This window comes from Sulfitobacter sp. 15WGC, assembly GCF_005068605.1.
GTDB lineage: Bacteria > Pseudomonadota > Alphaproteobacteria > Rhodobacterales > Rhodobacteraceae > Sulfitobacter > Sulfitobacter faviae.
Window position 1 is genome coordinate 1 of record NZ_SZNL01000041.1, and the last position, 5602, is coordinate 5602.

Below are 5602 nucleotides of genomic sequence, written 5' to 3' on the forward strand. Positions count from 1 at the left end.
CAAAAATCCCATGTCGATCACTCCAAATCCCCCCAACCAAAACCGTCGGGGAAGTGTGTTCACATGGGTCAATTCTCAGTGACAATTTATGGGGCTACCGGGTCAGTTCTCAGTGACAATCAACATCCTCTGCCGTTTCAATCTCCGGCAGGGCAAAGGATACTGGCGCATCCTTGCGGGCGGGTGCGATCCGGTCGAGGCAAAGGCGCAGGGCCGTGACATCGCCTTCCAGCGCCTTGTCGATGGCTCTCTGCGTCAATGCTTCCTGCTGACCTTCCAGCATTGCTTCGATGGCCTGTGTGGCCCTGTGTCGTGATCCTTTGGGCTTTCCGGGATTGCCGGGGGCAAATGTGCCGTCAGCGTTCCGGCCTTCCGTTTTCGCGCCGCTGTTTCGGTCGTTCTTTTTGCTCATGCCGATTGCCTTTCTTGAGAACGTTTTTGCTGCTGAAACAGGTCGGTTTGCGTCACCACCTCGCGAGAACCAACTGAGCGCGTGACCACCCCCTCCCCCCCTTTAGGGGGAGGGGTGGTCACGCAGTGGTTTTGGGTGCTGTTTGCGTCACCCCGCGTCACCTGCTTATTGCGGGTGGTGACGCACATCATTCGTTTGCCCATTCACCGACTTCAATCGTCGGAACTGGCTTTCTGATCGGGCCGGTTTTGGTCCCTTTCACAAGCGCCCCGGAATGGAGCCATGCCTCAATCATCTTCTTTATCCGGCGCTTGTCCTTCACCGCGTCCAGACCCAGAACCTCAGCAACGATCACCCCGGCCCAATCCTTACCCGACTGATCCGAGTATCGCGGTTGTTTGCCCTCAATGGCATGCTGTACAGCCAACAGGTCCTTGCTAGTGAAGCCGTCGAAGGTATCCGGCCATTCCCAGGCTTCGGCCACTCCGACGCTCTCACCGTTCGCCAACTCGACGGAAACCATACGCCGCCATGTGCGCTTCCCTACGGGCGCAAGATTGGACTTATCGCGGGTCACGGTGAAATAGGTGGTTAGGTCATCGGGCTGAATGCCCGCCTGCTCTCTCTCATCCGCTGTCATACGGTTGAGCACCCGGCCAGACCGTGCTGCCGCCAGAAGGGCTGAACCGCCCCTGCTGTCCTCTGAGGTGGCCTCTACGCCGTTGGTCTTGCGCGTATGGTGAACCAGCTCTATCGCGCAGTTACACCGATCCGCCAGACGCGCCCATTCCTTGGCAATGAGATCAATGGCGACATTGTCATTCTCACCGGCCTGATGCGACGACACGAACGGGTCAACGACCATCACGTCAATCTGCCGCTCAGCAATTTCCCGAGCCAGTTCCTCAATCTCTGGCTTTACGATGACGACGCCTTCACGGGTCTGCACCGCAGTGCAAAGCTCGCGTTCGCGCCCGGTGTCTACGAACAACCGTCCTTCGACCTCACCGGACCGAACATCATGGTGCTGCATGGCGGCTGTGATGCGCAGGTTCATCTCGTCGCGAGGGTCTTCGAGATTGTAGAGCCAGACGTTCAAGCCCTTGGCTGTCCACTCCCCCAGCAGTTCCCGCTCAGAGACCATTGCCAGCCCTTCCACGATGGTCAGAGAGGACTTGCCCACCCCACCGGGGGCGACGGTCACGGCGACCTGTTTGCGCAGAAGGTGCCTCCCATAGACCCACGGGCGGCGGGGCAAGCTGTTGGGGTCCTGCCAGATAAAAGGCGTGGGCAAGCGATGAGTGTCGGTCGGATGCTCTGCCCGGTGATGATCCAGTTGCACTGCCATAGCTGTGAAATCGCGCATCAAGCTGCCTGCCTCCCTTGTACGAAGTCGAGGAAGGCCGCTTGGCGCTCGTAGGGCATCGCCTTAAAGCTGGCGAGGCAATAGGCCTCCCGCTCGTCAGGGACCGCCATATCGGCCCAGAATGCTGCCTCGTCCATGTGGTTGAACAGGGGCGCGATGGGTTGCCCTGCTGCCGAGGGCATAACGCCGCCCAGCGCCGCCTCTGCGACAGCCTCCGCATCCTGTGGCAGCAAAGCTTTCAGCGAAACATAGGCCAGCGCGGCCCGCTCTGTCGTGCTGAGACGGGCGCGCAGGATGGCGGGAAGGCTAAGCCACGCGTCAAGGTTATCCAGCAGCAAGCAGTAACCCAGCGACCGGGATACGCTATCGATACGGTGGGCGGTGCGGTTGACCGAGGCGCTATGGCCCCGGTCGTTCGCGGGCATGTGCAACCCGTCCATCAAACGCCCTCCCCGTAGTGCAGGCCAGCGACAAGGCGGGCTTGGGTTGCGGTCAGGCCATAGAGGCGTTGCAAGCGGGCAATCTGTATTTTGAGGGCCATCAGCATGCGCCCCCATTTCCGTTGATCAACTCAACTTTGCTCTTAAGGGTGTAGACCCCAAATTTGGCGCGGTCGGTGTCGCTGTCATTGGCGTAGAGGTCCATTGCGATGTCTACGCCGTAGTCACGCTTGAGGATGTGAACCAAGTCCGAGATGCGAACGGGGCTGGCACAGTACATGGGCGCTTGCATCAGCCCTTCCAGCACCCGACGCTTGTTCTTGGACACTGTGACAGTACGGGTCTCGCCATCTTCATCAGTGACCCGATACTGGGCCGGACTGATGGTGTTCGGGAAGTCGCGCCACCGGTTGTTCCGGCGGGCGTTTGCCGGGGGATTGCCGTTAATCGTTGTGTTGCTGCTCATTTAATCGGTCCTTGAGTTTTGGACCAAGCGCGGCTAAAATTCGGATAGTCCGCCAAGACTGTCGAATGATTAGCGCCCCTGCTTGATCCGTTGGATTCGGCGGGGGTTTGCATTAAGCGGCTTGCGGTTGGGAGGCGGCAATCGCGTCGTCAACTTCGCTTTCCACCCAATACAGGCGGCTCCCGATTTTGATGGGTGCCGGAATGCGGTTTTCGTCGACATCGCGATAGATGGAGGACCGCGAGCGGCCTCCCATTTTGTCAGACAATTGGTTCAGGTTGAGGTATTTCATGCTTCACCTTTTGTTGTCGTGGTGAAGCAAACTTGCGCTTTAGCTAGAGATGCTTGTAGTCAGTTCAGTCATCCGCGCTCAAGGGATGCCCCAGCATGGAAAAAGCATTTTTTTATTGGTTCATCAAATTTTGAACTGTCTGCGTCAGCGGTCCAACCCAATAATGCATTCACCACCGGACTGGACGACGTGGGCACCCCCAGAACGTCGGAATGAGCTTCGGAATGAATCCTTAAGCGCTTACTTTCTCTAAGTATTTTTGAAATCTGTGACTTCGTAACGGGAACGCCAAACACTGTACCCGCAGCCCACAAGGCTTCGGCTGCGGAAAATTTTGCATCACTTACCCTGGGAAGACCGCATTTTTCTTTCATCCACTCTGCCATCATCACAAAAAGGATGTTTCGCTCAGCTACGTTCCTCATGCCGCCGTCTGACGGACTAGCGGCTTCTCCGCTCAGTTTCTCAATGACTAGTTGCCTTAGCACATCCGGGAGTGGATATCCGAGACCAATATTAATTTTGGCAATATGCAAAAGAAACTCATGGGCGCGTAGGTTACCAAAGAAGGAGGATACAATCCTTTCACTATCCACTCCAACGATGTCGTATCCTAGAAGGGTTCTGTCCGATGCACCCCGCTGCTGGTACACAGGTTCAAATGCGGTGACGACTTCTCTGAGGGTGGGGTCAAGCGCCGGAACGCTGATCCTATTGTCACCCGCCCAAGTCCCAACGACACGTACAGAAAACTTCACAGCACTGACTTCGTTCTTCGATAGAATACGCGTCATCTTTGAGCACTCCTCACGTTAGTGGCCACCCGGCATGAGGTGACGTGATTTCGCCCCTGCGTCCTGCCAACAAACGCCTCTAATTGAACCTTTCCGCTTTGAAGCCGCCGCTTGCACTTACTGCTCATGGCACCGCCCCTCAATCCAGTCGGCAACCACGCTCTGACGCCAGCCAATGGCGCGAACTCCCAGCTTCGTAGCCTTTGGGAAGTCGTCCCGATCCATCATCCGGTAAATTGTTGACCTGCTGAGACCAGTCACCTCCTGTACGTCCCGGCAGCGTAGAATTTTATCAGTCATCGTTATCTCTTTGTTAAATGAATGATCCCATTCGTAGCAGAGAGCGATTAAGGGAAAATTTACGAATCTGGGACTACGCAATCTTGATCACCTTGCTGGCGTTCTTGCCAGTTACGTGGTTCGCCCAGCGCGCCATTAGCGGACGGCGGCGCTCTAGCAGGTCAGTACGGCGGTAAGACCGCTTGACCTTGTTGCCATCGACATGCGCCAATGACGTTTCAACAACCACTTCGGGTACGTCGGTAGTTTCTTCGCACCAGGTCTTGAAGCTTGATCGGAACCCATGCGGACGAGCCTCCAACCCCTGCCGCTCCATATGGCGGCTCATCGCAGCATCCGAAATTACAGCCCTCCGAACACCTGGGAACAGGTATCCATCCCGCGCCAGCGGCTTCGCCAGTTCTATGACAGCGAGAGCCTCTTTCGATAGCGGCACTCGGAAGTCGGTTACAGCACCCACCTGCCCCTTCATGTTATCTTCGGGTACGGTCCATACGTCCCCTTCGATTTGATCCAAATGACAGAAACGAATTCCATATGACCGAACCGTGGTGAGGATCAGCAGGCGCAATGCAAGATGGGTCGGCGTCTGCTCAGCAAGGCTTTTGTAGAAGGCTGGCACCTCAGGCCAAGGCATGTAGGGAATGTTCTTTGCCTTGTGACGCGACTTTCCCAGAAGCGCTTTCGCTTTCATGATTGCCTGAAGATCCACATTGAGACCCATCGCTGCTGCATGCTCAAGCGTGATGTTCAGGCGGTTCATTGCTTTGCGGGCCGTGTCCGCCTTCTCGTGCCAGATGGGTTCTAATGCGTTCTTGATATCCTGCTGGTCGATTTCCTCGACAGGAACCTTGCCGATTTTCGGAAGCACATGCAGTTCGAGCGGGGAGAACCAGCGCCCGGCCTTACCGTCACCCTTAAGCTGAGCCTTGCGAGCCTCGAATGCCTCCAGCGCCACTGATGAGAGTGTGTGCTCATCCTTAGCGGCCAATCGCTTTAGCCGGTCACGCTCTTTGATGGGGTCTTTGCCCTCTCGCACCACAGCCCGCCATTTCTCTGCCGCTGCTCTTGCTTCCTTCAACGAAACAGCCTGAAGATTGCCGATACCCATCTCGCGGCGTCGCCCATGAACAGTAACACGCAGCACCCACTGAGCGCCGCCATCTTCGCGCTTTACCAGCCAAAGCCCTCCCCCGTCTGAGTACTTGCCGGGAGGGGCGGTTCTGACCTTGGCCGAAGAAAGCTTGTTCAATGCTGCCAAATTCCTATCCCCCTCTCAATCCACCCCTATATGTAGCATAGCATGGGACCGGATGAAACAGAATGATACAACCAAACTCATTAAAAACAAAGGTTTGGATGTTTTATGAAACAGGCTGACACTAGATGATACGTTAGTTCAAGGCCTCTCCTGGGCACCATATTCCCCGACAAATGATTGACTGTAGATCAGGCATCAAACGGCCCCGACGCCCTACCCCTCGGGGTGCTGCGAGCCGCCGGCCTCGGACGGCCCTATTGGACGCGGACAC

Annotated in this window: 8 protein-coding genes; all 8 read right to left on the bottom strand. The window is 56.5% G+C overall.

From position 1 onward, the window contains the following. Positions 1-109: 109 nt before the first annotated feature. Positions 110-412: a DUF5681 domain-containing protein gene (locus FCK22_RS17645; protein WP_136720727.1), complete on the bottom strand. Its 303-nt coding sequence runs from the start codon at positions 410-412 to the stop codon at positions 110-112. 187 nt (positions 413-599) lie between these two features. Continuing rightward, entirely contained in the window at positions 600-1778 is a 1179-nt protein-coding gene (locus FCK22_RS17650; RefSeq protein ID WP_082852090.1) for an AAA family ATPase, read from the bottom strand. After that, a complete protein-coding gene (locus tag FCK22_RS17655; protein ID WP_067265740.1) occupies positions 1778-2218 on the bottom strand; it encodes a hypothetical protein in 441 nt (146 codons plus the stop codon). The genes FCK22_RS17650 and FCK22_RS17655 overlap by 1 nt, the downstream gene beginning before the upstream one ends. Before the next feature lie 100 nt (positions 2219-2318). Further along, the gene (locus FCK22_RS17660) at positions 2319-2684 is read right to left on the bottom strand and encodes a hypothetical protein (RefSeq protein WP_067265742.1); all 366 of its coding nucleotides are present in this window, start codon (positions 2682-2684) and stop codon (positions 2319-2321) included. 112 nt (positions 2685-2796) lie between these two features. Further along, a complete protein-coding gene (locus FCK22_RS17665; RefSeq protein ID WP_067265745.1) occupies positions 2797-2976 on the bottom strand; it encodes an AlpA family phage regulatory protein in 180 nt (59 codons plus the stop codon). A gap of 68 nt (positions 2977-3044) precedes the next feature. Then, on the bottom strand, positions 3045-3770 hold the full coding sequence (locus FCK22_RS17670) for a hypothetical protein (protein WP_136720728.1): 726 nt from the start codon (positions 3768-3770) through the stop codon (positions 3045-3047). A gap of 117 nt (positions 3771-3887) precedes the next feature. Then, positions 3888-4070 (bottom strand): AlpA family transcriptional regulator, encoded by a 183-nt coding sequence (locus FCK22_RS17675; protein ID WP_067265748.1) that lies wholly within the window; start codon positions 4068-4070, stop codon positions 3888-3890. A 73-nt stretch (positions 4071-4143) separates the two neighbouring features. Then, positions 4144-5331, bottom strand: coding sequence for an integrase arm-type DNA-binding domain-containing protein (locus tag FCK22_RS17680; protein ID WP_067265749.1), 1188 nt, complete (start codon positions 5329-5331; stop codon positions 4144-4146). Positions 5332-5602 lie beyond the last annotated feature (271 nt).

Excerpts from the sequence above, each read along its gene's own strand:
- FCK22_RS17650 (WP_082852090.1), bottom strand. The coding sequence starts at position 1,778 with ATGCGCGATTTCACAGCTATGGCAGTGCAACTGGATCATCACCGGGCA.
- FCK22_RS17675 (WP_067265748.1), bottom strand. The coding sequence starts at position 4,070 with ATGACTGATAAAATTCTACGCTGCCGGGACGTACAGGAGGTGACTGGT.
- FCK22_RS17645 (WP_136720727.1), bottom strand. The coding sequence starts at position 412 with ATGAGCAAAAAGAACGACCGAAACAGCGGCGCGAAAACGGAAGGCCGG.
- FCK22_RS17655 (WP_067265740.1), bottom strand. The coding sequence starts at position 2,218 with ATGGACGGGTTGCACATGCCCGCGAACGACCGGGGCCATAGCGCCTCG.
- FCK22_RS17670 (WP_136720728.1), bottom strand. The coding sequence starts at position 3,770 with ATGACGCGTATTCTATCGAAGAACGAAGTCAGTGCTGTGAAGTTTTCT.
- FCK22_RS17660 (WP_067265742.1), bottom strand. The coding sequence starts at position 2,684 with ATGAGCAGCAACACAACGATTAACGGCAATCCCCCGGCAAACGCCCGC.
- FCK22_RS17665 (WP_067265745.1), bottom strand. The coding sequence starts at position 2,976 with ATGAAATACCTCAACCTGAACCAATTGTCTGACAAAATGGGAGGCCGC.